The 993-nt window shown below is 69.7% G+C and carries 1 protein-coding gene; it reads right to left on the bottom strand.

All coding sequences use genetic code 11. The features are described from left to right. Nucleotides 1-39: 39 nt before the first annotated feature. Nucleotides 40-993 (bottom strand): IS3 family transposase (locus FJM51_RS23465; protein WP_140456502.1); only part of this gene is annotated, 954 nt, incomplete at its 5' end.

The following is a 993-nucleotide window of genomic DNA, read 5'->3' on the forward strand; positions in this document are numbered from 1 at the left end:
TGTACCGGGGCACGGATTCGAGACAGCGCTTTGCGCCGGTTACGCCGCCAGTTTGACCGTGGCGGCTTCGGTTTCAAGGCCGAGTTGCGCGGCCCGGATCTGATCGGGCGTCTTGTGTCCATGCCGCTCTCGCAACCAGGTCGCATTGTAGAGGGCGGCGAACTCGGCGAGCGCGAGACGAAGCTCCTCGACCGTGGCGAAGTGCCTGACCCAGAGGAGCTGCTCCTTCAGCGTCCGGATCGCGCGCTCGGCCACGCCATTGCCCTCGGGCTGGCGGACGAAGGCGGGCGAGCTGGTGACGCCGAGGAACCTGATCTCGCGCTGGAAGTCGATCGACATGTAGTTCGAGCCGTGGTCGTGGCGCAGGGTGAGGCCCGCCGCGGCGCCCGCGTCGAGCCCGTCGAAGTGTTTCTCAACGCCTTGCCTGACCGGCTCCAGCGCCTCCCACCGACTGGCCCCCGACGCGGCATGAGTGCCGACGAACTCGCCGGAGCAGTGATCGACGGCGACGAAGAGTGAGGCATCGAACGCGATCCGTCCGAGAGAGATGCCGAACGCGCGGCCCTCGGTCGTGGTGATCGTCTCCGTCATGTCGGTTCCCCAGACCTGATCCACCCGCTCGGTCACGATCGTCCCGTCGTGGGGATGCGCCGCCCGTGGCGCTGGCCGGTGCGGGGCGAGCAGCCCGTGCTCCTTCATGATCCGCCGCACCCGCCGCGCCGCCGTCCGGAGGCCGCTCAGGCGCAGCCGCGCCCAGACCTTGCGATAGCCTTCCCCCGTGAAGGGCGATGCCTCGATCACCTCCCGGATCGCATCCAGCAGGTCGGCATCGGTGGCGGCGCCGCGCGGACCGCGCCGGCTTGGAGGGCGCGTCTCGTTGGCCGCCGTGGCCCCGCGCTGACGATAGAGGGTCGCCCACGACACGCCCCAGACACGGCAGACCGTGGCCAGGGAGTACCGGCGCTGAACGGAGGGCGAGGTGGTATGGGTCAT

Origin of the sequence: Amaricoccus solimangrovi, from assembly GCF_006385685.1 — a bacterium.
GTDB classification, from domain to species: domain Bacteria; phylum Pseudomonadota; class Alphaproteobacteria; order Rhodobacterales; family Rhodobacteraceae; genus Amaricoccus; species Amaricoccus solimangrovi.